Consider the following 26,877-nt stretch of genomic DNA (forward strand, 5'->3'; position numbering starts at 1 on the left):
AAGACAAAGTTAAAGGACCTGAGTCCCGTTGAATACAGGTCTCAGGTCCAACAAGCTGCTTAAAATATAATGTCTAACTTTTTTGGTTCACTTCATTATAAGCGAGTTGGACTTTAAGAAACGACTATTTAGAAGCTGGTGCTAATGATGCTTCAGGTGACGTTACCTTATCGTAAAATTGTACATATTTATCACGATCTTCACTATCTCGGTAAGCCATTGCAACCCTTGGGTGTTCATTTAGTGCACCTGAAATCATATATGGTATAATATATCCCCATTCCCACTTTTGACGCATTTCGAGCATATGCTTTTCAATAACGCTAAGCACAGGCTTCAGCTCATAACTTGGTTTTTGAATATGATTTACAAGAAGTTCTGTATGACAGTTACCAGCTGCACGACCCATTCCGTATACAGACGAATCTAGAAAGGTAACGCCATTTCTTAACGCTGTTAGAGTGTTAGCAAATGCTAGTTGCATATTGTTATGCGTATGAATACCTAATTGTTTGTTAGGAATCATGGCATGAAATTTCTTAACTTGATGCTCTATATCACTTGGATCAAGACTACCAAATGAATCAACGATATAAACAACATCTACTGAGCTCTTCTTAACCATTTCAAATGCTTCAATAAGCTGACTTTCAGGTACACTCGATAAAGCCATAATATTTAATGAAGTTTCATATCCTAATCTATGAAACATTTCTACAAGCTCCAAGCCTTTATCTACTTCCCGAATGTAGCAAGCAACCCGAATCATATCTAGAGGACTTTCAGAACGAGGTAATATATCTTCTGGGTCAACACGACCAATATCAACTAGTGCAGAAAGCTTTGTTGACTTCTTCACAGGAATTATTTCTTTTAGGAAGTTATCGTCTAGAAATCTCCATGGATTGGGTTCAGTCGCATTTAGAAGTTTCGGGGAGTTCTTATAGCCAATTTCCATATATTCAACACCTGCATCACTTAAGCCATTATACAAGTCTTGAACAAATTCCACGCTAAAGTCCCAGTTGTTTACTAAACCTCCATCACGGATGGTGCAATCAATAATTTTACTACGCTGTTCCATGGTTTCACTTCCTCCTGTTTTACAGCATGAATGTCATAAGAACATATGACACTTTCGCGCTTTTACGCTTTTATGCTTTTATGTACTAAAATATCTTATATTGTTTATATCATGATTCTTTCGAAATTGTCAATAAATTTTAAAAAGGTCCTTAAGAATTCATTCTAAGGAATTCAGTCTTGTTCAATCAATTTTAATCTAAGTTTTTATACAAACAAAGCTCAATTAATAATTGAGCTTTGTTTGTTTTTCATTGAAAGAAATTTTATATTAAATTGATCACTATTTATTTGCTACGCTCACTTTTAGCTTCTTTCCTTTAATCGTCTTTTCCTCCATTGCCTGTAAAACAACTGAGCCCTTACCGTTTAAAATATCAACATAAGTTAGATGATCTAAAATAGTAATAATCCCAATATCTTCTGCTGAAACCCCCGGAAGGTTTGAAATCGTTCCAACAAAATCGACCGCACGTAGTTTTTTCTTTTTTCCACCGCTAAAGTGAAGCTTCATAATATCTCGATTAATTCGTTCTGTTTTATTATTACGAACTACACGTCTTCCTCCGACTTTTTCATCAAATGCTCCCTGATTACCAGCAACTTGACCTTGCGAAGGTTCGTCCACAGTAGGAATCTCAAAGCCAATATATCGTTCAATTGCTCTAAGATATTTTTCTTCATTTTCTGTGACTAGAGTAATTGCCTTACCTTTATTTCCTGCTCTTCCTGTTCTTCCAGTTCGATGTACATAGCTCGCCTTTTCCATTGGTACATCGTAATTAAGAATAAGGGTTACATTATCTACATCAATTCCTCTTGCAGCAACATCTGTTGCAACTAAATAGCGAAAGTTTCCTCTTTTAAACCCATCCATAACGGCAAAACGATCTTCTTGAACTAACCCACCATGAAGTCTTTCACTTGCATAATTTGACTCCTCAAGTTCACTGTAGACATTCTCTACGTGTTCTTTAGTGTTGCAAAAAATAATACAACTGTGAGGGTTCTCAACAACCGTTACATCCTTTAACACAGATAATTTTTCTTCTTCTCTCAACTTTATGACAAGATGTTCTATTGAGCTAGTCGTAACTCCCGTAGATTCTATTTCAACATGAACCGGTTCGTTCATATATTGATGACACAATTTTTCAACATCCTTAGGTAAGGTTGCTGAAAACACCATAGTTATTCGGTCGGTTGGTAGTTGATTTATAATGGCTTCAACCTCTTCAATAAACCCCATGTTTAACATCTCGTCTGCTTCGTCAATGATCAGATACTTAATTTCATCCAGTACTAGTGTTTCACGATCTATATGGTCCTTCACTCTTCCTGGTGTTCCAACTACAACATGTGTTTTTTGTTTTAGCTCGTCTTTTTGCTTAGCAAAAGGTTCTTTTCCATATACAGCCATCGCCTTTATTCGTTTAAACCTACCAATATTGGTAATATCATCTCGAACCTGGACAGCAAGTTCTCTAGTAGGTGTTAAAATTAATGCCTGTGGTTTTTTTTCCTCCCAATCAAGCTTTTCACAGATGGGTATACCAAAGGAGGCAGTTTTCCCACTACCCGTTTGAGATTTAACTACTAAGTCTTGATTGTTTAATGCTTTTGGGATTACTTCTGTTTGTACTTCAGTTGGTGTCTCATATTTAAGTAAGTCCAGGGCTCTCTTAATTTCATCACTTAATTGGTAAGCTTCAAAGCTGGTTTCAGTCATATGTAATACCTCATTTTTATATATTGTCAATTTTTAATATAGAAATAAAATGTCCTACCATGAAAATTTGACTATTCTTCATTATACTTCAAATTTTATATTAATCGAATTTTAATCAAACAATATACCTTTTATTATTTGTTAGATTATATTTCCTATTCTATACGCAACAATTTCCTGGGTAAGCGCAAGAGTTGACAAAAACCTGCAGTAACAATCAATAATGTACAATTATTCATCTAGTAACCACTAGATGATCAACTTTTCACATCATAAAAACATAGATTTACGCTTTCTTATATATAAAAAGATCGAACCAGTGGTCCGATCTTTTATGCTCATTTTCTAACAAAAGTAAGAAATAGAGATGGAACAATTACTAACGTTAGTAAAGTAGAAAACAATATACCAGAAATAATGGTAACGGCTAATGGTGTAAATAAAGGATCTCCTCCAGTAGCGATAGGAATAAGTGCTACTATGGAAGTTAAGGTTGTTAAAAGAATGGGTCTGATCCGCGTTCGTCCCGATTCTATTACAGCTTCTAAAGGAGTGATTCCTTCTCTTCGTCGTTGTTGAATAAATTCTAATAGTACAACCGAATTACGAACAACGATACCTGTTAATGATACCATGCCCATTACCGCCAGAAAGCTAATAGGTGTCTGCGTTACAAATAGTCCTAGAATTGCACCAGCTATTGCTAAATAAACTGCTACAAGGACAAGAAAAGGCATTGATAGAGAATTAAATTGAAAAGCAATCAATAAGTAAACTAAGAAAATCACAATCGTGAACAGAATGCTGATTTCCACAAAGAAGCTTTCCTGATTATCATTTTCGCCGCCTAACTCAATAGTATAGGAGTTTTCATCAAGTTCTCCACGTAGTGCTTCAACGATTTTCCCTACCTCACTCTTAAAGTTCTCTGCTTCACCTGGAAACGCACGAATAACAATAGATCTAACTCCTTCAAGATGCTGAATAACTGGTATCTCTTGCCCTTCCTTTACGGAAACTAACTCTGTCATTTTAACACTTTCAGGACTAGCAGATTTTCCAGTAAATACAGCCATATCCATCTTACTTAAGTCGAGATTGGTTCCTGGCTCTAAACGATCAACATACACAACTAGGTTCAATGTTTGGTTTCCATCATCAAATGAACCTACTGGAATTCCATCTGTAGCCAATCTAATCTGCCTACTAATTTGATCTAAACTTACATTATATTGTGAAAGTTGCTCTCGTTTTGGTTCATAAATCATTGTAGGCTTTAATTGTCCTACGGAATCAGTAACAAGCTCGGGCTGCAGGTTTTCTATTTCTTTTTTCACTTGATTCCTAATTTGTAATAACTTCTCCATATCAGTTCCCTGGATAGTTACCGTAACAGGTGCTCCACTCGGTGGACCTTGTTCGATCGTATTCATAAAGATAACGGCATTTGGAAATTGTTCTCGTAAAGGCTCTGTCCATTTTGTAATTAGATCTTTAGCTGTTTGTTTGTCGCGGTCAACCCGAGCAACAATTTGCCCTGTATATTCACCTGTTTCATCAAGTGAACTACTAAACAATCTAGGAACTCCGGTACCTGCGAAAATACTTGTTTCATACACTCCTGAATCAGACTCCAGCAAGTCTGCCATTTCCTTTAGAATCTCATTTGTTTGTGCTAATGTGGTTCCTACCGGAAAAGCAACATCGATTGTAACTTCTTCTTTATCTGCGGCAGGAAAAAACTCAAAAGGTGTAAAAAGTATTAATGCAAAGGTTGAGGTAGTTAATATGAGACCTATGATCGAGATCAATACCGGTCTTTTACCAATTCCCCTTAAAACTTTTGCATAAGAATCTCCAATCCAATCAAAACCCTTGCCTACTATTCCAGCAGAATGTTTTCTAGAACGTGGCTTCTTATAAAACAAATATTGCATCATCGGTACAAATAGAAGTGCAATAACTGTAGAAGCTAGAATTGTCGTAATTAGTACAGTCGGTAATGCCCTAATAAATGCACCGTTTCCACCACTCAAGAAAATAAGTGGAGAGAACGTAAATACGATAGCTAGCGTTGATGTAACAACTGAGACCCAAATCTCTTTTACTCCATTTACTGCACCCATAAGAGGCGAATCCCCAAGAGTATATCTGCGTTGAATATTATCATTCATGACAATAGAATCATCAACTAAAATACCTAACGCAATGATTAAGCCTATAATTGATATTTGATTTAAGTCTACTCCTGCAAAAGGCAAAGGAATTAATCCAAGAAGAACAGATAATGGTACAGCTATTGCCACGACAATTGATCCTGTAAGAGTTAACCCAAGTAGAGTAACTAAAATAACAGCCCCTACTGCAATAAGAAATGATGAGAATAAACCATCAAATATACTAGTAACGGTTTTCGCTTGTGAGTAATACTCGACTAGAGTCACGTATTCAGGTAATGATTTCGAAAGCTCCTCAACCTTTACTGATACTCGATCATTAACCGTTGGAATACTTTCTCCTTGTTTTATGTATGCTGTAAAAGAAAGTGAAGGTTTACCTTTATAAGAAACTATATCAACTGGAGATTTGAATTGGCTTTCAACAGAGCCAATGTCTGACAAAAAGACTTGCTCCCCATTTAAATCCTTCCCGACGACAATAGACTCCATTTCACTAAGCTTGAGTGTTTGCCCCAGCTTTAACTGATAGTTTTGGTTTTCCATCCTTTGTGTGCCTAGTGGCGTTGGATAATATTCTTTGTTAATTGCACCCAATACTTCTTGAAATCCAATTCCTTTAGCTGCCATTTCCTTAGAGGACAATGACAAAACCAATTGTTTTTCCGCTAGACCTTTAATTGTTACACTAGCTATCCCAGGTATTGATTCTATTTCTGTTTCCCATCGTTCCATTACGTCAGATAACCCTTGTAAATCATCATAACTTTCAGCAGTTAAGTGAAAAGATACAAGTGGAGAATTATTATTTATATCAGTAACGGTAGGTGCTTGGGTACCTTCTGGAAATGCTGATGATAGAACTGCAACTGCTTGTCGGATTTCACCAAGAACCTCTGTCTTATTTACTTCCTCATCTAATGTTACGATAACAGATGAAACCCCTGACTTGGAACTTGATGTAAATTCATTCACTCCATCAATGGACTGAATCGCATTTTCAACAGGATTAGTTATGAGTCTTTCAACTGTTGAAACAGAAGCTCCCGGATAAATAGTTATAATGGACCCTAGATTAACATTTGTCTCAGGAAGTTCTCTTTGCGGTATCATTAGAAATGTATAAATACCCAATAGTGCAAAAACAAAGAATAACACAAGAATTACTTTAGATCTTTCGAGAAGCCATTTCAATTACGCTTCCTCCCTTTTTCTTGACCTTTTATAACTAAGTATTAGTTACTATTATACAGTATAAATTATTGCCATAACCTTGTAAATCGTATAAGATTAAATCGCAAGCGATTTATTTTCCAATACAAATCATAGGAGGTATTCGAATGAAAACAATTTATGATTTCTCAGTAAAAAAAAGTAATCAACAACTCCAGTCACTACAAGATTATCAAGATAAAGTTCTCCTAATAGTAAATACTGCAAGTAAGTGCGGACTAACTCCTCAATTTGAAGGCTTACAACAGTTATATGAAACTTATAAAGCTAAAGGGGTTGAAATTCTCGGTTTTCCTTGCGACCAGTTTAATAACCAAGAATACGAACAAATAGACGAAACTCTTCAGTTTTGCCAAGTAAACTATGGAGTCACTTTCCCTATTTACGCAAAAGTTGATGTGAATGGTAATAATGAAGATCCTTTATTTACTTTTCTAAAGGACCAACAGAAAGGTTTGTTTTCAAAGGCAATAAAATGGAACTTCACCAAGTTTCTTATTAACCAGAACGGTCAAGTCATTAAACGGTATGCCCCTTCTGTTTCCCCAAATAAAATAGAAAAAGACATTAAAAGATTAATTGATGATAAAGGATGAAATAACTTGAAAGACTTCTCTAAAATAGAAAATCAACTGTGTTTTGCAATCTATGAAACATCAAGTGAATTTAGCAAGCTATATTCAAAGATTCTTCATAACTTTGGGTTAACCTATCCACAGTACTTGGTGTTACTTTCACTTTGGGAAAAGGACGGGATGACACTAAAGGAGCTAGGAAGTAAAGTCGGTTTAGGGACGGGTACTCTCACACCGATGATTAAACGAATGGAAGCAAATGGTTGGCTTAGAAAAGAGCGGTCAAAAGCTGATGAACGAAGCATTCATATTTTCTTAGAGGAGAAAGCACAAACAGAAAAAGCAGCAATCACTGACAAAGTAGTAAAGGTAATGATCTCCTGTAACATCGAAGTGGAAGAATACGACCTTTTAATGAATCAATTATTAAAATTGCAAAAGAAACTAAGAAATAGAAATCAAGTACGTATGTAAATAAATGTACGGCCCTCACTCGGGGCCTTTTTATTCCTAGCTATTCACCTCTATACCCTTACCCCAGAATGCTTTAAAATAGAATATATAGTTTATAAAAGGAGGAATAACTAGTGAGTAAGACTAAAGAAAAGCGATTATCTCGGAGTGAAGTACCAAAAGAACTCACTTGGAATCTCACAGACTTATTTGCAACTGAATCCGACTGGGAAGTGGAATTAACTCATATTCAACAAGAAGCAAATCAAATTTTAGACTACCAAGGAACACTACATAACAGCGCAGAAACATTATTAAATTGTCTACTGTCACAAGAAAAGTTATCCATGAAATTTGCCAAAGCTTCTAGTTATGCGTATTTAAGAAAAGCAACTGACGGTACTGACTATGTTAACCAATCAAACTCATCTAAAATTTCTTCTCTTAAAGCAAAAGTTGATGGAAAACTTTCTTTTATCGAATCTGAAATTCTTGAGCTTCCAGATGGACTAATTGAACAGTTTCTTCAAACCGAGCCTAATCTCGAGCCATTTAGAAAATATTTACAAGAAGTTCTTGAAGGGAAAAAACATCGCTTCTCGCCTGAAACTGAAAAGGTCTTAGCAGCACTTGGTGAGGTACTCGATGCACCTTATCAAATATTTGGTATGAGTAAATTAACAGATATGGAGTTCTCTTCAATCGAAGATAAAAATGGAAATGAACTTCCAGTTTCATTTTCTCTATTTGAAACAAGATATGAGTTCTCGCCCAATAATGAATTACGTAGGAAAGCATATAAATCATTTGTCCAAACGCTTCAGCAGTATAAAAACACATTTGCAACTACATATTCAACTGAAGTTAAGAAGCAAGTCACTTTATCTAGTTTACGAAATTATCAATCAGTTACAGAGATGCTTTTACATCCACAAAAAGTTACTGAGACGATGTATCATAACCAACTAGATATCATCTTTACTGAACTGGCTCCTCATATGCGCCGATTTGCTGCCTTGAAAAAGAAGATTTTAGGTGTAGATGAAATGCTTTTTTGTGATCTAAAAGCACCTATCGATTTTACTTATAATCCAGCTATCTCCTATGAAGAGGCTAGTACGATGATTCTCGAAGCATTACAAGTCATGGGCCCTGAATATATGGAAATTATGGAAAAAGGTCTAAAAGAACGATGGATTGATCTATCTGATAATATTGGAAAATCGACAGGAGCCTTCTGTTCGAGCCCCTATGGATCACATCCTTATATATTGATTACATGGCAAAATACGATGCGAAATGTCTTTACCCTAGCCCATGAACTAGGTCATGCTGGTCATTTTTACTTAGCAAATAAAAATCAGCGTATTCATAATACCCGTCCTTCGACTTATTTTGTGGAAGCACCATCCACTATGAATGAACTACTACTGGCCCAACACTTGTTTAAGAAGACTAATGATCCACAAATGCGTCGTTGGTTAGTTCTTCAGTTATTAGGTACTTATTATCATAACTTTGTTACTCATGTGCTTGAAGGTGAATATCAAAGAAGAGTCTATCAAACGGCCGAGTCAGGACACGCATTAACAGCTTCTACACTCTCTTCTATCACAGGTGATGTTTTAACTGAGTTTTGGGGTGATGCTGTATCAATTGATGAAGGAGCGAAGCTAACCTGGATGCGTCAGCCACACTATTATATGGGATTGTATCCGTATACGTATTCAGCAGGTTTAACTGCATCCACAGCTGTTTCGCAAATGATTCAAGAACAAGGCCAGACAGTCGTAGAAAAATGGCTAGATGTCCTTCGAGCAGGCGGCACAATGGCTCCGCTAGACTTAATGAAACATACTGGTGTAGATATGTCAAAACCGGATCCGATCCGCACTGCAGTAGCATATGTTGGTTCATTAGTTGATGAATTAGAAAACTCATATCAGTAATAGTCTTCTCGAAGTAATTCTTGTTATAAAATCGTTTTCTACTCTCCCTACAAAAAACCAGCAGCAAGCTCTATAAAGAACTTACTGCTGGTTGTTACTTTTCAATAGCAATTGGCAATCTAATGGATACCTTTGTTCCATTACCAACACTTTCGATATTAAGTGTGCCACCGTGGGCACGAATGATATTTTTTGAAACTGATAACCCTAAGCCTGTTCCATAATCCTTTGTTGTAAAAAATGGATAACCTACCTTTTTAATAATACCAGCTGGTATACCCCGTCCATTATCACTGACCTCAATGACAAGAAAGTGAAAAGGATCTCTATAAGCGACAACCCTTATACTACCTTCCTGCTCAATAGCTTCTAGTGAGTTTCTAAGAACATTCATAATCACCTTTTGAATCTGAGAAGCTTCAACGTTTATTATAGGTAAATGGTCTTCTAAACTACATGTTATGGAAATTCCTTTTGCATAAGCTTCTGACTTAATCCTTTCAACAGATGGAAGAATAACATCAATAGCATTGTTCATTTGAATAACTGGTGAGGATGGTTGGGTCGCTAAAACAAACTCGCTTATTAATTCTTCCACACGAGTTATTTCGTTCATAACAATTCGTTGAAAGTCTTTATTATGATTTGAATCTTTAAAAACATATTGGATAAAGCCTTTAATTGATTGCATTGGATTTCCAATTTCATGAGCTAACCCTGATGCCATTTTCCCAATTGCTTCTACTTTCTCTAATTGTCGTTCTTCTTCAATTTTTGAGAATGCAACTAATCCTATATTATCATTTAGATAATTAGTAAGTATTCTGGATAGACTTTTCATAATTTCTATCTCTTCATCATCAAAAGAATATGGTACTGTATCAATGGCACATAATGTGCCAAATAGGGTACCGTCATGAAGAATAATCGGGAATCCTAAATAAGATCCGACTTTTTCTTCATATATAATTGACATATCTTTTGTAAGTTTATGTTGTAATGTGTTATTAATGATAAGTGGTTCACGACCAACTAAATTCATCTTACTTCAAACCATATTCTCCAATGGCATACTGTTACCTTCTTCAATAAGACTTCCATTATAATTTAGAGTCTTTAACAAAGAAAAATTTTCGTGGTTTATACGACTAATAAAAAAAGTTCGTGTTCCAACTACATGGTTCGCGATTTTGAGTACGTCGTTTGCTATTTCGTCAAAGTCCTTATAGGTTTCATTTATAGTTAAAATGTCGAACCCCTCCTCCACTTTATTTAGTATAACAGAACAAAATGAAGAAAAATGTCATTTTTTATCGAAAACAAATAAGGGTTCTTATCTACTAGTAAAAGTTAATTTACTACATTGTGATGATTGTTAGTTGATTTTGTTACCGCATAAGTATTCATAAGAAAAAACTAGAAGTTTCTAAGATAAGAAACTTCTAGTTTTAGCACTTTAAATCGTGTACGCTTTTTTTAATTCCTTACCAAACTTTTTAAAGAAGTCTTGTATGAGTAGCTTACCGACTCCTTTCAAAATTCGATCACCGACCTTTGAAGCTTTTCCATTAACCTCAGCTTCAAACGAATAACTTAATAAGGTTTTTTCATCCGTTTCTTTTGTAAGGTTAATTAAGCTGGTGGCCTCGACACCACCAGAATCTCCTTCGGCTTTAATAATAAGCCGGTAAGTTTTAAATTTCTCAACTTCTTCGGTTACAATATGTGATTCGTATTTACCACTTACAGGTGGTACTCCAATTTTAAGTTCAGCAAGATAAGTATTTTTATCAATATGCGTTAGTTTTTTACATCCCATCATACACTTCTCTAGTATGTCTGGGTCAAATAGTCCATCCCATGTATTTTCTAAGCTAGATTCTAATAAGATGCTTCCATTACCATTCATATGATTTCCCCACCTCTTTTGTCTTGTTGCAAGAAAAAATCACATAACTCTTTTGTTATGTGATTTTATATAAATATATTGTTTGGGAATGGACATTATTCAAGTAAGTTTCTAAAGGTGCTCTAAACTTCAATAATGATAGGAAGAATCATCGGTTTTCTCCTTGTCTTCTGAAATAAAAACTCTCCAACTGCTTTCCTTAAATCTTGCTTCATTGCTCCCCAATGCTGGGTTTTATTTTGTGCTTGATAATCCTTCACTGTCTTTTTAATCAACCCATCTACATCTCTCAAAAGTTCTTCCGAATCTCTAACATAAACAAATCCACGTGAAATGGTATCAGGATTAGAAAGAAGTTTGCGTTCAGATTTGCTCATAGTTAAAACAATCACGAGCATCCCATCTTCAGAAAGTTGCTTACGATCCCTTAACACCACATCTCCAACATCGCCTACCCCTACACCGTCTACATAAGTGTTTCCGGCATGGATTTTACGCGTGTGACGTGCTTCTTGATTTTGTATATCTACAACATCCCCGTTATTCAGGACAAAAGTATAATCCTTTTCGACTCCAACAGCTTCAGCTAGTGCACGATGTTGAAATAACATTCTATATTCACCGTGAATGGGTATAAAATATTTAGGTTTCATTAGTGTTAGCATCAGTTTTAAATCTTCCTGATACCCATGTCCCGAAACATGCATTCCTGTGGAAACACCTGAACCATAAATTACTTTTGCACCAAGTTGAAATAAATGGTCAATTACTCTTGTTACATTTTTTTCATTTCCAGGTATCGGACCTGCGGCAAGAATTACTGTATCTTCAGGTAAAACTTCTGCACCTCTAAAGTTTCCAGTCGACAGTCTCGCTAGAGCAGCCATTGGTTCTCCCTGACTTCCGGTACACAAAACAGCAACCTTTTCTGGTGCATAATCATTTATTTCATTTTGGCTAATCAACATCCCATCAGGTACGTCTATATACCCTCTTTCCATAGCGACTTCCACAACATTAACCATACTTCGTCCAAGTAGTGCAAGCTTTCGATTTGTTTTCTTAGCTGACTCAACTACCTGTTGAACACGACTAATATTAGAAGCAAAAGTTGACACAAACACCTTCCGATTTGCCCTCATAAATGCTTCATCCATATGTTTTCCTACCATTTGCTCAGAAGGCGTAGAGCCGGGACGTTCAGCATTAGTACTTTCAGATAATAATAACAAGACACCTTTTCTACCAATTTCAGCCATTCTGTGGATATCTGAGTGTTGACCATTTACTGGTGTTAAATCGAATTTAAAGTCACCAGTATGAACAATCGTTCCTTCAGGGGTATCAAATACAATTCCTAAACAATCAGGAATACTATGATTTACTTTAAAGAAGCTAACATTTATAGCATTAAAAGATAGGTTTGTTTCCGCATTGATTTCAACTAATTCTGACTCTCTAAGAATTTTATGTTCTTTTAACTTTAACTCAATTAACCCTAAAGTGAAACGAGTTGCGTAAACAGGTATATTGAGCTTTTTTAAGAAGAAAGGAATACCACCAATATGGTCCTCATGACCATGAGTAACAATAAGCGCTTTAACACGTTCTTTATTTTCCTCTAGGTATGTAATATCAGGTATGATCAAATCGATTCCTAATAACGTTTCATCCGGAAACTTATTACCACAGTCAATCACAACTATGTCATTTCCATATTCAATTGCGTACATATTTTTACCGACCTCATGTAAGCCACCTAAAGCATAAACAGACAAGACACTTTCTCTAGTTTCCAAAAATCTTACCTCCCCAATTATAGATAAACTTAGTAGTATCATTACCATCTAAGGTCAGCTTTATCAGAGCTACTCTTAACTATTTTAATAAAATGGATTAAAACATGATTAATAAATAGGCTCTGTTAAACAGGTCTGTTGATTTCCGTTACGTGATACTCGCTTTCCGCGGGCGGTTGGGGAGCCTCCTCGTCGCTTACGCTCCTGCGGGGTATCCCCTAAACCGCTTTTCCCGCAGGAGTCGCATCCCTCCACTTCAATCAACACTGCAAAAAATCAACAAAGTTCTTTAACATAGCCAATAAATAAGATATTAATAATGGAGAAGGCAGAAGACCTATGCTTACATAGGCTAGAGAGGTCCCACTCGATGGTAGCCCTGAAGATGTGTATAAAATAATGGACTCTTATGCAAATTGGCTTTCTGAAAGTGATATAACCAAGCTATTTATAGATACAGAGCCTGGATTAATCTTAACAGGGCAACAAAGGGAGTTCTGTAGAAACTGGTGCAATCAAAAAGAGGGTACCGGTTAAGGGAATGCACTTTTAATCAAGAAATTGGGATAGAGCGTTGCAGAATTTATAAGAGTGCTAGATTCAACAAAAAAAATAATAGGAAGAGAATGATGTTAATCACTCCCCTCCTATTGTTTTATTATTAATTGAACTGATTCAAAAGATGAGTTTGGTTACTTCTCACCTTCACCTTTTGGACTAGATCCTTCAGGCTTCTTTGTTCCTTTACTTACATATGGTTTAGCACTCTTTGCCTTCTTTACAGCAGCTTGCCAACGAGTCCATCCTTTTTTACCTGTCCCTCTACCTGTTCCACCTTTAGCCTTAGCTTTACTCAAGTTATCACCTCTTTATTTCCTTATTGCAAACATCTATTTGGATAATTGTATCTTAACCATAAGGTCAAATTCATATAAATGATTGGTGAAGAATCTGTTTACATGTTAAGCAATGGTCCATTTGTCTAAGTATAAACTATTTCATTGTTTTTGAAATGAAAATGAAAGATAATCTTCGCAATAAAGACTATTTTAATAATAAGAGCCATTTAAACTAAATTAACAAGGAATAGATTACTTCTTGTTTAACTTAACTTGGTCATCCTTCTACTAAGTGCCTCTCAGTTTTCTCTTCCGATTTAATAAAGTATTTATAGATCATTAATAGTAATGCACCTACTAAAGATGCTATTCCAATTAAGAAGTATAATGTGAAAACACTATAGAATTCTATTAACCGTCCTCCTATAAATGCACTTACCATTCCCGAAATTCCAAAGAATACAGTGATTAATAAAAGATGACCCGTTGACTGAAGACGAGTTGGGACAATTTTGGTTACGTATGAAAGACCCACAGTAAAGAATATTCCAAAAGTAAATCCGTGGAATAATTGATAGATGACAAGCTCATGTGGGCTTGTGGCAAAAGACATTCCTATAAATCTTACAGCGTATAAAACTGCTGCTAAGATAATAAAGGTTAAGTCCTTGAGTTTTCTGAACCATAAATGGCTTGTAAAGAATACTAGCACCTCTGTCGCTACACCCCAGAAAAAGGCCCAACCAATCAAAGTCTCTGTCCCACCCAACTCTTTAATAAAAACACTTAGGTATATATCGTTAGCTCTATGTCCTAAAGTGATCAGGATAACAATTAAAAGAAATAGGACGAATGGTTTATTTCGTATGAGTAAGGCTACATCCTTTATACTTACACCTGGATCAGAGTTTTCTGATTTTACTTTAACATCTTTTAAGAAGAAAGAAATGATTAGCACAATTACCGTAAAAAACACAAATGGTACGGTAATGTTTTCAATTCCGATTCTTGTCAAAAGATACCCTGTTATAATACTTGCAATCCCAAATCCAAGTGAACCCCACATACGAATACTACCAAATGACACATGAAGCTGATCCGCTGTTTTTTGAGATAAACTATCCCCTAACGAACCAGAAGGAGCTAGGAAAAAAAACAAGCAATAAACGAACAATGCAGTTGCTGCAAAATGGTCAAGTTGAAATAGAATAATTCCTGAAACTAACATGCCTATTACACAGACTATTAACACTTTTTTTATACTCTTAAACTTATCACTAAAATATCCACTCATAGGCTCTGAGATAATTGCCGCAAACGGTCCAATGGCAAGTAAAAGTCCGACCTCTGATGGCGTATATCCTTTACTTAATAGATAAAGAGGTAAGTAAGAAGTACAGATAAATCCAGTAGCCTGGACAAAAAACAAAAATGATTTAAGAGAAGCTGTCGTTTTCATGATGACATTTCAAACCTTTCGAATGTATTGAATGATAATCCCACACTTAAGAAACCGGTTTCGTTTTTGTTAAAAACCGAGACTTAATTAGTATACCGACATCGTCTCTTGTAATCAATGAATATATAATTATAAAACATAAGTTAACGAGACGTTCTTATGAAACTAACACATACTAACACATTCATATAAAAAAAACCCTTCTAAAAGGAAGGGTTCTAATATTATTATCTAGTCTCTTTACGTTTTTGTAATTGTGCCAGAATCTCTGGATATTCTTTATCTAACTTAAACATATAAACTAAAATGACTTGAACGATTGCTAATCCTAATGGAACATAAATATTTAGGGCATAAATCATTTGAGTTGCTAGCGCTGATTGCTCGTCGGCACCTGGAGCATAATTACCGAAAGCAAGTAACCACCCAATTAAGGCAAGTCCAAGACCAGTTCCCACTTTTATACCAAAGCTTGCACCACTATTAACCAATCCTTCTGTACGCAAACCTGTTTTATACTCACCATATTCAATGGTGTCATTAATCATAGCAAACAGTAAAGCTAGAACTGGCATTGCTCCTAATGAAGCTAATACTGTCCCTATTAAAAAGCTAGTTAAATTAGTAGGATCAATCATTTTTACAATCTGACCAACTATGTACAAAAAGGATCCGAATAAGACGACATTGCGTTTTCCAAATCTTCTAACAATCGGTCCCAAGAAAAACATACCAATTACCATAGGTCCTGCAATAGCAAGTCCAATTAGAGGGAAATACCCGATATCTCCAAGTACATATTGTGCATAATAAAGACCTGCACCTTGAGTAAGTGCTGTCGTTGCATAAAATATGATACAAATACAAGTGATAATCACCCAGTACTTGTTTTTAAATAGAGAACCTAATGAATTGAAAAATGTAAGTTCCTTCTCTTGCTGTGAAGGTGAAACAACAGCTCTTTCTTTAACGGATTTAAATGTAGTTAAGATAGCTGCGACAGTAACAACAGCAAATAGTGTGGCTAAACCAGTCCAGCCTATTGATGCTGCAAGTGGTTGAGTTAACGTCATGACAATAAGTGTTCCAACCATAATGAAAATTCCAGTGTAAATATTAGAAATAGAACGACTGTTTTGATCTTGTGTCATTACTCCTAATAATGTTTTATATGGAATCGAGACTGCTGTATAGAAAAGAATGAATAAAATATAGGTCACATATGCATAAATCACTTTCGCATTTGTACTAAGATCAGGTACAGAGAAAAGCAAGACGGTTGATATAGCAAGTGGAATTGACATCCATAGCAACCAAGGACGAGCTTTACCGTGCTTTGATTTTGTTTTATCAACGATCGAACCCATTCCTAAATCTGTTATGCCATCAAAGAGACGTGTAATTAACATAAGTGTTCCAACTACACCCGCACCTATACCTGCAACATCCGTATAATAGTATGTCAAAAAAGCACCGATTAATGCCCAAACAGAAAAAACACCAAAGCTACCAAACCCATATGCAACCATTTCACTTCTCTTCGGAATTTCTACCTGTATAGAAGATATAGACTTACCTAGATCCTCATTTAATTTTTTTGCTAGCACGCTAATTACCTCCTTCGTAAAATTGATATTACTTCCGTTTCAGAAAACGCTTTCATTTTGCAAGATAGTCACATACCTACCGGTTAGTATTTTAATTCCAAACATAAGTATTATTTATCTACTTTTGAACACCTGTCTTTCTTTTCTAAATTTTCTAAAATTTATGATTACAGTTTAATTATAATAGGCAAACTTTAAGACTATCAATCATTATTTTTCCGTTCATATTCACCTTGCTATATCAAAATACTAATTTATGATAATTTAAAACCCTTTTTATAAAACATAAAAAGGGTCTACTTTGTATGAATTTCTTTTTCTTTAACCATTTCCTTATAGTAGCTTAATAACTCCTCTGAATTCTCATTTAACTCTTTCTTCCCCTTTTCACTAATGGTATACACTCCTCTTTGTACTCTTTCAAACCACCCGTAGTAGTTCTTAGTCAATATAGAGGAAGTTTTATTACCTGTTCCAAGCTCTCTCAATGCTTTAGGTGATAAGTCACCATACCTCTGTAAGTAACAGGCAATTTGAATACAATTCTCCTTATAAGCCGTTATAATCTTAGTTCTACTACTGCCGCCTATATTATAATCCGCACTTCTTCCACTGATTTCTTTAAGAACTCTATTCCTTTTTCTATTATTTCTAGACTTTTTACGTTCAAATGGTGTTGGTTCAAAAATAACCTCCACGTTTTTCCTGTTACCTGAAAATGACACGATAATTAATCCTAACTCAAGTCTTCTGACCAGATGGCAAAGATCAGTCCATTTTTTTGAACGTAATTTATATTTTGGTTTTGGAACGGCAATATAGACAGAATCAGTTAAACGTTGTCGTTTTGTGGCTTGCACAAGTAAGTCGACACTTAAATTAAGCTTTAATTCAACAACAACTAACTCATCTTCTTTAACAGCAGCTAGATCACAATCATTCACTTCACCGTATACTTCATAACCTTCTTTAACAAAATATCTCTGTATCGGCTTATATAGGTCTATTTCTTGTAGTTTCTTCTTTTCTGTCATGGGAACCGCCCCTTTTTCATGCTGTTTTATGCTTTGAATTCTTTCCACTATTCTTTATTTGAATCGGAGTAATAGTTCCTATTAGCGCAATTACACTACTAGCAATTAATATACCGGTTAAACCTTTTAATGCTATTAAAGATAGTAAGCCAAAGATAATTAGGTCAAATGCAGAATCAAGAACAGAAATTAACGACAAAGTAGTAGCACGAATTTCTGAAGGTATAAGATCATTTTTTAATTGAGAATAAATTGGCCTTCTTATTGCCTGTCCCATTCGCAATATGAAGAAAGCACCAATTACAATCCATAATAATTCACCAAGTAAAGCAGATAATAATAGCCCAACTGCAGCCAAACCTCCAGTAACATTCATCAATAATGTTCTAGAAAACCGGGAAGTAAACCATCCCACTGATTGTGAGGTTACAAATCCTAAAACAGCAGCAAGAGCATACAGCACCCCAATCATTACGACCGGTACTCCTGCGGAAGTAAAAATCGGTTGATTAAATGCTTCATAGACTGAGTCTGCCGGTATAAAAACAAGTGTAAAATTAATAAATAATAGCAAAAGAGTTGGCGCTTTTCGAATCGCTCTCACACCAGATACTACTTGGGTAAATGGATTTTCTCGATAAGAGCCATAATTACTTGGATTTTTCACAAAGAATATCAACAATAATTCAACGACATGAAAAATCAACCCTAATACAATTAAAAAGACAAACTGTTCATCCTGAAGATCTTTAGCAAAATATGCACCAAAAATAACTGCGAGAATCATAGATACAAATCCTGCCGACTGAATTTTCCCCATCGCCCTGTCCATGCGATGATGATCATTGTCCTCCTTCAGTGACTCATAGATGAGAGCCTCATCAGCACCCGAGAAAAAAGTTACCGACAAACCATTAATCGCACTGAATAAGAAAAACATCCATGGGTCCTGTGCAAAAATTAGCACTACCAAACTACCAATTTTCAACACAACTCCAATTAAAAAGGATACTTTAGCCCCGAATCGGTCTGCAACAATTCCTCCTGGAACCTCTCCAGAAAATTTGTAATAAAAGAATATGTGAAGCTTCAAGCCCTCTCCCTAAATAGAAAAGAGTTAAGACAGGTGCAATAAAATTGATCGTTCCAAAAAAACGAATCCAAAACATAATTCGTATGTTATGTGATGATATAGATTGTATATTCATTTACTTCTCCCGCTGGAATGTGTTCGTAAAACTTGTTTTACGAATATAATATTAAATACAACAATATTTTATTATTTTATCAAACTATAGTTCTTTTTGGGTTAATTTTTAAGCAAATGCAACAGTGACCCTGCTTATAGAATGGTTTTTACTCCTATCTTCCATATTCCTTCTATTTATTTCCAAAAGTATTACTCAGTACCTTGCATTATTCAATACTGTGTTATATTCTATTGGAGGGATGGTTTTTTTGGTAAAAAGATACAATTAAATTATTGATGGATTGTAGGTGAAATCAATTTGAATATTCAATTTAAAAAAGGAGCACTAGAACTTTGTGTACTTATGCTCATTTCCAAAAAAGACCAATATGGATATGAACTAGCTCAAAACATTTCAAGTAAAATCGAAGTCGCCGAAGGAACCCTCTATCCTTTATTAAGAAGATTAACGAAAGATGACTATGTAACTACTTACTTAGCAGAATCAACAGAAGGCCCACCAAGAAAGTATTACTCCTTAACATCAAAAGGGCTGGAATATATGAAACTTTTAGTTGAAGAATGGCTTCAATTTTCTAGTGCAGTAAATGAATTTATAGTGGAGGGAACAGAGAGTGGAAAAAAATAATTTCTTTCTAAAAAGACTAAATGACTTGTTAATTAACGTCCCTGAACAGGACCGTAAGGAAATGCTTTATGATTTCGAAGAACACTTTTCGATCGGGTTTGCCAATGGAAAGACTGAAAATGAAATGATCGAAGAACTGGGCGATCCCGCTATCATTGCTAGAGATCTACTGGCAGAATATAAAATGACAAAAACCGAAACTGTTAAATCTTCACCAACTATTATAAAGTCGATCTTTGCAGGGTCTAGCTTAACCTTTTTTAATCTAATATTTATTCTCGGTCCTGCTCTGGGAATATTCGGGATATACGTTGGACTATGCGGAGCTGCTATCACATTAACACTCTCTCCTCTTGCATTGATTGGTTCACTTATATTTAACGGTTTTGAAGATTTCCTTTTCCTATTTTTTGCATCAATGGTGACGTTTAGTTTAGGTATCTTATTAAGTATTGCAATGATTTATTTAGGCAAATTTTTATATCGATTGGCATTAAGCTATGTAAAGTTTAATGTGAGAATAATTAAAGGTGAAAAAGGAGCGATCGTGGCATGAAAAAGATTGTAGTAATAGCACTAACATTATTAGTCATTGGAATACTTGGGTCAGCGGTAACTGCTGCTGTAACAGATACCTTCACTCTAGAGACAGTAAAGCTTCATGAAGAGAGTGAAATAAATAATAGCAATATTAAGAATATCAAAGTAAATGTCTCTTCAAGTGATATCCAGCTTACTCCTTCTGAAAGTGAAAATATTAAGGTAACTCTTGATGGTCGTGTTAGCGAGAAGGTACTTGATCGTTACCAATTTAACGTGGAAGAAAATGGTGAATCTCTTCATGTTAATCTGGATCTTGAATTATTTTTTAGCATCGGTGTTTCAATTGCTGATTTAACCGTAATGATTGAAGTGCCAGATAAACACTATAAATCTATTGTATTAGAATCATCATCCGGTGATATACATGTTAATCAACTTACAGCAGATGAATTGGACACTCAATCAAGTTCTGGCGATATTCATATAGATAAGGTTGAATCTAAACAATCATTCATCCTAGAATCTTCAAGTGGAAGTATTGAGGTTCTGAACTCTACTGCTCCTAGTTTTACTGCTTCTGCTAGTAGTGGAGACATTTCGTTCAGAGAAATACATGGTAACATTGCTGTTAACACTTCATCAGGTGAAATAAAGTTAGATAATGAAAAAGTAGCTGGTGATTTTATTGCAGAAGCTTCAAGTGGTGATGTCACGGTAAACTATAAAGAATCTCCAACATCTTTATTAATAGACTTTGAAGGTAGTTCTGGTGATGGAGATGTGAGTTTAGAAAATGTTAACTACGAAGAAAAAGCAGATGATCTAATTGTTGGTAAAATTGGAGATGGTAAATACACTGTTAAAGTTCGTGTGTCTTCAGGTGATTTTAAGCTTAATTAATACCTTCTATAGAATTTCTCCATACCAGTAAGGTTCTTCAAAGCCTTACTGTTTTTTTGTTCAAATTATTTTTCAACAGCAGATTTTATTTATTTCCTCTCCCATCCTTCTTTTACTAGTATAAAAGTCTAGAAAAACATCAATATAGATAGACTATTTGTCGAATGTTGTATTATTTTGTTGAATATTTATCCATACATGCCGATATAAAAAGAAACGATTTCTTTTAAGGAGGATATATGACAACTATCCAAGATTTAAAGCATGGAGAAACGGTGAAAAAGAATCGGCTAATGTTTATTGCCTATACTATTTCTCTAGTTGCCGCCCTTTTACAAACACTAATGACAGGTTCAATGGACAAGGCTTTATTTTATGGTACAGAGATCATACTATATTCAGCTCTCTTCTTTATCTATCCAAAGATTTGGAAGAATCCACTGGTGTACTCTTACGTAACTGTTCTATTCATGTACGGGTTTACTACTTATTATCTGTTTACAGCAGACAATACAATTAGTATCGTATACATCATTATCTATCTGACAATTATTTCTGCCATTCACCTAAAGAAGAATATTTTCCTATTAGGATTTTTCTTAGGAGCAATTGATTTATTTATATTTAAGGGGTTACCATCAGTACATCAGGATTTGTACGATGGGATGTTTCCAATTGTTATGCTTGTTTATGTCCTCATTGGAATGGTCTTCTTCTTAATTATTAAGATGAACGAAGAACAATTTAAGCAGTTACAACTATTCATGGCTCAATCAGAAGAACTAGCAAACAAACAAATTGAAGAGCGCGAAAATCTTCAGAAAAATGTTGAAAGTCTCGCTGAGGAATTCCAAGGAGTTAACCAAAAGGTTCAAGCTAGCATTGAATCTCAGAACCAAATGAGATCAGCCATTAGTGAAATGGCTGCAGGTAGTAATAGTCAATCTGAACAAATTACCGATATAGCTAGTAATGCTTATGAAACAAAAGGACAAATGGTTCACCTCTTCTCTCTATCAGAGAATCTTTCAAAAGATACAGAGTTTGCTAGCTCTATTGTTAAGAGTGGAACAATTGAAATGACGACACTAAAAGAAGGAATGGAATTATTAAAGACCATTTTAGACCAATTTAATCAACAATTTACCATTCTAACAAACAAAGTTCAGGATATGGCTAACTTAACCACGACAATCAACAATGTCTCTGAACAAACTAACTTGTTAGCTCTAAATGCATCGATTGAGGCAGCCCGAGCAGGAGAAGCTGGTAAAGGATTCTCAGTAGTAGCACAAGAAATCCGCAAATTAGCAGAATTAACTAGAATATCAAGTGAAAAAATTTCTACTAGTCTTGTCGAATTAAATGAGACAAATAATAAATCTCTAATAAAAATTAAAGAGACAAACGAACAAGTTTCTAAAAACGTAAAGTCAACTGATACTTTAACAGAGTCTTTTACTCAATTCCAAGATATTACCACAAGATTGCGTGACGGTGTTGCCATGGTATTATCTGTATCAGAAAATGTAAAGCAAAAATCAGAAACTGTTGAATATTCAACAAATGAACTAGCAGCAATCATCGAGGAAGCTAGTGCAAGCTTACAAGAGATGAGTGCCACAATAGAATCGTTAACAACCGACAATGAGCACATAGCAGAAATAGTAGGTAACACCAACTCAAAGTTGCAACATTTGATTAAATAATATGTACTTAAAACAGCCCTCTGTCTCAGAAGGGCTGTTTTATTTTTTAACAGTTTGGGCTTTTTCGTACCGACTATGAGCGGAAAAAATTGCTTCTGTGTGGTATTAGTTATATTTACGAGTTGCCCCTACTCTTCTTGGCAGTAGGATTTTATCGGAAGACGTATGAAGGAACATTAAAAATATTCCATAATATCACCATGAATATCATTGAAAGTAACCATGCTAAAGGAGGTTGTCTATAATGAACTCTTAAGATGGAAAACAAAACTAGGTTAAATAAAGAAGACCACCAAAAATTCCAGCCATTATAATGTTCAATCGTGCCAAGATTTAAATCAATTAGTTCATTAACCCCATATAAAGAAACCCAGCCAAGAATATATAGGATTTTTTTCCATGTATTTTCAGTTGGAAACTTTGATAGGAATATTAAAATAGTTGCTGGATATTTAATCAACATAACTGAAAGTGATACATGTGAATTTGTGACTCCCATTTCTTCATCTATAATTGGGGGTACATATCTCCACATTGGATAAGCATCAGAAAGCAAATAAAGATATAGAAAATCACCTATAATAAAGTAAAGAATAGTTGGGTAGTAATTTCGCCAATTTTCCCAATCTCCCCACTTCCATAAAGCAAACAACCATATAGCTGCATAAAGTGCATTTAACATTGATGAAAGTTCTCCTAATAATCGTATTTTCCATTTTGTTACATTTTGACCGTAAAGTTAAAATAATATTAGTATAAATACCACTTTTTAACTTATTTTCGTTTTTCTTGAAACAACCTAACTTGTATGTGAAAATTAAAAGGATATAATTCCATAGATCTGGCACCTTATAACTCGTCGTATTTAAGTTTTGTAGAGAAGTATCGTACCTTTTCTAGGCAAATAGATAATATTGGAGGAATCATATAATGAGAACCATGGAACTCGGAAAGAGTGGTTTAGAAGTCCCAGTTGTTTCAATTGGTTGCATGAGAATTAACTCACTGGACAAACCTTCAGCTGAAGAATATGTTAAAACTGCACTTGACTTAGGTGCAAACTTTTTCGATCATGCTGATATATATGGAGGAGGAAGTTGTGAAGAGATCTTCTCTGAAGCAATAAATATGAATCCTACTATCCGCGAAAAAATGATTCTTCAGTCTAAGTGTGGAATAAGAAATGGAATGTTTGACTTTTCTAAAGAACATATATTAGATTCTGTTGATGGAATTTTGAAGCGTCTAAAAACAGAATATCTAGACATCTTACTTTTACACCGTCCCGATACTTTGGTCGAACCAGATGAGGTTGCTGAGGCATTTAATCAGTTGGAAAGCTCAGGAAAGGTTCGTCATTTTGGGGTATCCAATCAAAAGCCTATGCAGATTGAGTTATTAAAAAAATCAATTAGGCAACCAATTGTAGCTAATCAGTTACAATTAAGTATTACAAATGCAAATATGATTTCTCAAGGTTTTAATGTGAATATGGAAAATGAAGCATCTATTGACCGAGATGGGAGCATACTTGATTATTGCAGATTGCATGATATCACTATTCAGCCTTGGTCACCATTTCAATACGGGTTCTTCGAGGGTGTATTCCTAGGAAATGATAAATTCCCAGAATTAAATGAGAGAATTAATGAAGTTGCTGATAAGTATGGGGTAAGTAATACAACAATTGCAGTCGCTTGGATTTTACGCCACCCTGCTAAAATGCAGCCAGTAATCGGAACTATGAACTTAGAACGCCTAAAGGATTGCTGTAATGCAGCTGATTTACATATGACTCGTGAAGAGTGGTATAGCATCTACCGTGCTGCCGGAAATATATTACCATAAATAGATCAGCCAGTATCTAATTTCAATATAAGAAAGCTCTTTTTAAAAAAGGACAAAAACTGATTAGTTTTTGTCCTTTTTGTTTAAGTTTGTTTGACTGTGTTAAAACTTGATGTTAACTTTCGGTAATAGAACACTCGCTTTCCGCGGGCGAGTCCATAAGCCCAGAGTTGACCTAAAGCTCATTTCAAGTTACTTTATTCATCAATATGGATGATCTTAAGGCTGGAGATTCCAATTATATTTCGCTAAGTCGATATGACCATTTGATGATACTCTTACCCCCTCATTCTCTAGCAGTAAGACTTGCTCGCTATACAAGGCTTCATCGTTGATTGTAATATAACCTTCTTTATTCATAACTCGATGCCAAGGAAGACAATGCTTTTCACTCATCGAATGCAGAATTCGGACCACTTGGCGTGCCGCACGAGGACTTCCAGCAAGACTAGCGACTTGTCCATAAGTCATTACTTTTCCACTCGGAATTTGTAATATGATCTCTAGTACACCTTTCGTAAATGGAGTCATTATTGATCCTTCTTTCCTAATCTGAACCTATCACAAAGAAATGATTAAGTCTGCGGTCCTTAACCGTTTTAAATTTTACTTATCTCTATTTTTGTTAATAAATGCAAGGACACGTTGCTCGGTTACTTCTGGTCTTACCCAAAAGTCAGGCTGTAACCCTACAGTTTCTTTATTTATTATATCTGTATTATAATTGAAATAAGTTGGAACCTCCATTTTAATGTTTGTATGAGGCAACTGATAGATTAGAGCGTTTCCACTAATCATAGCACCCATTGTACTCATACCAACAACAGTTGTTTGATTAGCTAGCTTTAACTGTGCAACCAGATGTTCAGCTGCTGAAGCTGTGTTACCATCAGTTAATATAAAAATTTGAGTCTCATTATCTGTTACTTGATGAAACTCGTTTTCCTCCACTTCCCAGGTAGGCCCTAAAGGACCATTTAAATTTTCTAGTCTATTTATATCGGTGTACCCCTCTTCAAATGTCTCTGTTGAGAGTCCCTGTTTCAAATATAAATCAACGGTATCTTGTACAAAGGTTTTACCTGTATCCGAGAATAAGTAAATAGATTTCGAATTCCAACTTACAGGTTTCTTGAAAAATTCCTCTAACCACTTTTTGACAAGAATCATGCTACCACCACTATTTCCTCTTACATCTAACACAAGATAAGGTTCGTCTCTAACTTCTCTGGCAGTTTTAATGATATCACTGTAGGAAAATGGGTCATTTTCAAGAACAAACATGCTTCTTATTTGAAGCCATGGTACGCCTTCTTTTTCTGTTAATAATAACCGGCTACCTTGACGTGACTTTGAAAGTTCTTTTGATTCAGGTCTTAATTCAACAATCTCTTCCTTCTTCTTGTCTCCAACTTGAAGGACTACCCTCCATTCTCTTTCTTCTTTATTCAAAGGCGGTGAAAAAATTCCAAGAATATATCCAATATCTCCATTTTCATTTATAGTAGGCCTTATATAGGATTCAATATCATGATCATTATTAACAGAAAGTAGTTGTGCCTTCTCCCTACCTATAGACCAAAAATCTCCTGTTTCATCTTGAATGAAGCTGTATAAACTAGTGGTGAAAAATTCATAACCGGAAGTATTCAATGGGGTTTGGTCAATTTTAAAATGGGCATCAGCAATAAAATGATAATGTCGCTCTATTAAATGTAAAATTTGTGCTTTTGTCATCACATCTTCTTCGTGAGCCTGGACATCCTTTACTAACAGGTCTCGAGCTGTTTCAAATGTTAGATCCCCACCCATATATTCATATAAAGCATACATATACTTTAAGGAAAGATGCATGACCTCTATATCCTCCAAGATTTCTTTCTTTGTAAAAGATGAGGATGAATTGGATGACTCTTGATTGACAATCCTTAATGTTTCTAAGACATCTCTGGATAACTCAGTATCCTTTGTAACAGAATAATCATATAGTGGAAGCTTCTGTTTATGTAAGGAACTTTCTGTGAAATAAAGATTTTGTTCACTTACCTCATTTAAAGATGCTAAAGCCTCATCAGTTAATGGTTGGTACTTTGAACAACCTCCTATTAGTAGCAAGACTACTATAACAAATCCTATATATTTGCTCATTACTTCCTCCTAATTAAGCTTTTGGTGAATCTAGCAGTAACTGAA

At 35.1% G+C, this 26,877-nt stretch carries 22 protein-coding genes; 8 read left to right on the plus strand and 14 right to left on the minus strand.

Going from position 1 to position 26,877, the window contains the following annotated elements:
* Positions 1–124: 124 nt before the first annotated feature.
* The 3 genes from G4D63_RS20990 to G4D63_RS21000 form a co-directional block, all read right to left on the minus strand.
* Positions 125–1,084, minus strand: coding sequence for an aldolase catalytic domain-containing protein (locus G4D63_RS20990; RefSeq protein ID WP_163182020.1), 960 nt, complete (start codon positions 1,082–1,084; stop codon positions 125–127).
* A 282-nt stretch (positions 1,085–1,366) separates the two neighbouring features.
* Positions 1,367–2,812 (minus strand): DEAD/DEAH box helicase, encoded by a 1,446-nt coding sequence (locus G4D63_RS20995; protein ID WP_163182021.1) that lies wholly within the window; start codon positions 2,810–2,812, stop codon positions 1,367–1,369.
* Positions 2,813–3,150: 338 nt separating this feature from the next.
* Positions 3,151–6,183 carry an efflux RND transporter permease subunit gene (locus G4D63_RS21000; RefSeq protein WP_163182022.1) on the minus strand — a complete coding sequence of 1,011 codons (3,033 nt, stop codon included), beginning with the start codon at positions 6,181–6,183 and terminating at the stop codon, positions 3,151–3,153.
* Between the two features lie 146 nt (positions 6,184–6,329).
* On the opposite strand from G4D63_RS21000, the gene G4D63_RS21005 reads away from it, so the two are divergent.
* From G4D63_RS21005 to pepF, 3 genes are all read left to right on the plus strand, one after another.
* On the plus strand, positions 6,330–6,818 hold the full coding sequence (locus tag G4D63_RS21005; protein WP_163182023.1) for a glutathione peroxidase: 489 nt from the start codon (positions 6,330–6,332) through the stop codon (positions 6,816–6,818).
* A 6-nt stretch (positions 6,819–6,824) separates the two neighbouring features.
* Positions 6,825–7,271: a MarR family winged helix-turn-helix transcriptional regulator gene (locus G4D63_RS21010; RefSeq protein ID WP_163182024.1), complete on the plus strand. Its 447-nt coding sequence runs from the start codon at positions 6,825–6,827 to the stop codon at positions 7,269–7,271.
* A gap of 113 nt (positions 7,272–7,384) precedes the next feature.
* Positions 7,385–9,199, plus strand: a complete 1,815-nt coding sequence (pepF, locus tag G4D63_RS21015) for an oligoendopeptidase F (RefSeq protein ID WP_163182025.1) — start codon at positions 7,385–7,387, stop codon at positions 9,197–9,199.
* 94 nt (positions 9,200–9,293) lie between these two features.
* On the opposite strand, the gene G4D63_RS21020 is transcribed toward pepF, so the two are convergent.
* From G4D63_RS21020 to G4D63_RS21055, 8 genes are all read right to left on the minus strand, one after another.
* On the minus strand, positions 9,294–10,241 hold the full coding sequence (locus G4D63_RS21020) for a GAF domain-containing sensor histidine kinase (protein WP_163182026.1): 948 nt from the start codon (positions 10,239–10,241) through the stop codon (positions 9,294–9,296).
* Positions 10,242–10,655: 414 nt separating this feature from the next.
* Complete coding sequence (locus G4D63_RS21025) at positions 10,656–11,108, minus strand: SRPBCC family protein (RefSeq protein WP_163182027.1); 453 nt, start codon at positions 11,106–11,108, stop codon at positions 10,656–10,658.
* 122 nt (positions 11,109–11,230) lie between these two features.
* Positions 11,231–12,841 carry a ribonuclease J gene (locus tag G4D63_RS21030; RefSeq protein ID WP_420837839.1) on the minus strand — a complete coding sequence of 537 codons (1,611 nt, stop codon included), beginning with the start codon at positions 12,839–12,841 and terminating at the stop codon, positions 11,231–11,233.
* Positions 12,842–13,599: 758 nt separating this feature from the next.
* Positions 13,600–13,764, minus strand: coding sequence for a DUF3934 family protein (locus tag G4D63_RS21035; protein ID WP_163182029.1), 165 nt, complete (start codon positions 13,762–13,764; stop codon positions 13,600–13,602).
* 259 nt (positions 13,765–14,023) lie between these two features.
* Positions 14,024–15,205, minus strand: coding sequence for an MFS transporter (locus G4D63_RS21040; RefSeq protein WP_163182030.1), 1,182 nt, complete (start codon positions 15,203–15,205; stop codon positions 14,024–14,026).
* A 227-nt stretch (positions 15,206–15,432) separates the two neighbouring features.
* Positions 15,433–16,812, minus strand: coding sequence for an MFS transporter (locus G4D63_RS21045; RefSeq protein ID WP_338024019.1), 1,380 nt, complete (start codon positions 16,810–16,812; stop codon positions 15,433–15,435).
* 296 nt (positions 16,813–17,108) lie between these two features.
* Positions 17,109–17,846 carry a DUF2161 domain-containing phosphodiesterase gene (locus G4D63_RS21050; protein ID WP_163182031.1) on the minus strand — a complete coding sequence of 246 codons (738 nt, stop codon included), beginning with the start codon at positions 17,844–17,846 and terminating at the stop codon, positions 17,109–17,111.
* A 16-nt stretch (positions 17,847–17,862) separates the two neighbouring features.
* A complete protein-coding gene (locus G4D63_RS21055; protein WP_338024018.1) occupies positions 17,863–18,939 on the minus strand; it encodes an MFS transporter in 1,077 nt (358 codons plus the stop codon).
* A 415-nt stretch (positions 18,940–19,354) separates the two neighbouring features.
* Between G4D63_RS21055 and G4D63_RS21060 the strand changes: the two genes are divergently transcribed.
* The 4 genes from G4D63_RS21060 to G4D63_RS22520 all read left to right on the plus strand — a co-directional run bounded on the left by G4D63_RS21060 (position 19,355) and on the right by G4D63_RS22520 (position 22,836).
* Positions 19,355–19,684, plus strand: coding sequence for a PadR family transcriptional regulator (locus G4D63_RS21060; protein WP_163182032.1), 330 nt, complete (start codon positions 19,355–19,357; stop codon positions 19,682–19,684).
* Positions 19,671–20,240: an HAAS signaling domain-containing protein gene (locus G4D63_RS21065; protein ID WP_163182033.1), complete on the plus strand. Its 570-nt coding sequence runs from the start codon at positions 19,671–19,673 to the stop codon at positions 20,238–20,240. The genes G4D63_RS21060 and G4D63_RS21065 overlap by 14 nt, the downstream gene beginning before the upstream one ends.
* The gene (locus G4D63_RS21070; RefSeq protein ID WP_163182034.1) at positions 20,237–21,127 is read left to right on the plus strand and encodes a DUF4097 family beta strand repeat-containing protein; all 891 of its coding nucleotides are present in this window, start codon (positions 20,237–20,239) and stop codon (positions 21,125–21,127) included. The genes G4D63_RS21065 and G4D63_RS21070 overlap by 4 nt, the downstream gene beginning before the upstream one ends.
* A 1,100-nt stretch (positions 21,128–22,227) precedes the next feature.
* Positions 22,228–22,836 (plus strand): methyl-accepting chemotaxis protein, encoded by a 609-nt coding sequence (locus G4D63_RS22520; RefSeq protein ID WP_420837840.1) that lies wholly within the window; start codon positions 22,228–22,230, stop codon positions 22,834–22,836.
* Between the two features lie 151 nt (positions 22,837–22,987).
* On the opposite strand, the gene G4D63_RS21080 is transcribed toward G4D63_RS22520, so the two are convergent.
* Positions 22,988–23,518, minus strand: a complete 531-nt coding sequence (locus G4D63_RS21080) for a CBO0543 family protein (RefSeq protein ID WP_163182036.1) — start codon at positions 23,516–23,518, stop codon at positions 22,988–22,990.
* A 248-nt stretch (positions 23,519–23,766) separates the two neighbouring features.
* Between G4D63_RS21080 and G4D63_RS21085 the strand changes: the two genes are divergently transcribed.
* The gene (locus G4D63_RS21085) at positions 23,767–24,684 is read left to right on the plus strand and encodes an aldo/keto reductase (protein WP_163182037.1); all 918 of its coding nucleotides are present in this window, start codon (positions 23,767–23,769) and stop codon (positions 24,682–24,684) included.
* A gap of 219 nt (positions 24,685–24,903) precedes the next feature.
* On the opposite strand, the gene G4D63_RS21090 is transcribed toward G4D63_RS21085, so the two are convergent.
* Positions 24,904–25,215, minus strand: a complete 312-nt coding sequence (locus G4D63_RS21090; protein ID WP_163182038.1) for an MGMT family protein — start codon at positions 25,213–25,215, stop codon at positions 24,904–24,906.
* 75 nt (positions 25,216–25,290) lie between these two features.
* On the minus strand, positions 25,291–26,832 hold the full coding sequence (locus G4D63_RS21095) for a S41 family peptidase (RefSeq protein ID WP_163182039.1): 1,542 nt from the start codon (positions 26,830–26,832) through the stop codon (positions 25,291–25,293).
* Positions 26,833–26,877 lie beyond the last annotated feature (45 nt).

Source organism: Bacillus mesophilus (genome assembly GCF_011008845.1).
Classification (GTDB): domain Bacteria; phylum Bacillota; class Bacilli; order Bacillales; family SA4; genus Bacillus_BS; species Bacillus_BS mesophilus.